Consider the following 917-nt stretch of genomic DNA (forward strand, 5'->3'; position numbering starts at 1 on the left):
AAGCTCTTCTGTCACGCGGCGAGCGCCTGAAGCGAAACCGGCATGAACAACGGGCTGACGCAGGCGTCGCCCGCCTCGCCCACTAGCTCATCCGCGCGCGCCGCATCGCGGTAGAGCCGCTGTGCGAGACTGAGGGCGGGGAGCGGAGCGGGAAGCGAAAACGTGCGGACGTGGGCGAGGCTGGCGCCACGCACGCGGAGATCCTCGACGACAGCGACACGCAGTGTGCGCAGCGCGGCGAACAGATCGTCAAGCCCGCTGCCCGCAGTTTCCGCCGCCGCGTCGATCGCTGCGGTGACGTCGACCAGCCGCGCAAATGCGTCCTCGTAGCTCGACGGCTGATAGGCCGCCGACGCGCGGGCGAGTTCGACCGTGATCGTCAGTCGAAACAGTCGCGACACCGCCGCGCCCGAGGCGCCGAGGGTATCCGATCCCACCGGTTGGAACACCAGCAGCCCCGAGAGTAGGCGAAGCGCGTCGGCGGGATCGGCGCATGCGCCGGTGAGCGCGGCGAGCAGCGACGCGATCGCGTCGGCGAGATTGGCCTCGACCGAACCGACGGTCAGCGCCGCCATGGTCACGTCGACGGTGTCGATCGCGGTGGCGATCGTCGCGCGCTGGGTCGCCGCCAGGGCCACCAGCTCCGGCAGGCTGTCGGTGCCTGCCGCCGAGGCCTTGGACAGATATCCGGACGTTGCGCCGCGGCTATACCGCCCGAAGTTGCCAGGGAGCGCCGTCGCCAGGCGCGACAACGCCGTGGCATCGGCGCCGGCAGCAGTCACCTGCGCGGTCCATTGGTTCACTGTGGCGGGGAGCGCGCCGCTGGCGCTGCCGGCAGCGCTCGTCTTGCCGAGGCCCAGGAGGCGCACTGCCGTCGCGGCACCCGCTGCGGCAGTGATGACCGCCGCCGATACGGT

Annotated in this window: 1 protein-coding gene; it reads right to left on the reverse strand. The window is 71.2% G+C overall.

Features of this window, described 5'->3' with window-relative positions; translation table 11 throughout:
• Positions 1-11 precede the first annotated feature (11 nt).
• On the reverse strand, positions 12-917 hold a 906-nt coding region (locus tag ACGVWT_RS19175), incomplete at its 5' end, for a hypothetical protein (protein WP_394427826.1).

This window comes from Sphingomonas sp. S6 (genome assembly GCF_043498045.1).
Lineage (GTDB): Bacteria > Pseudomonadota > Alphaproteobacteria > Sphingomonadales > Sphingomonadaceae > Sphingomonas.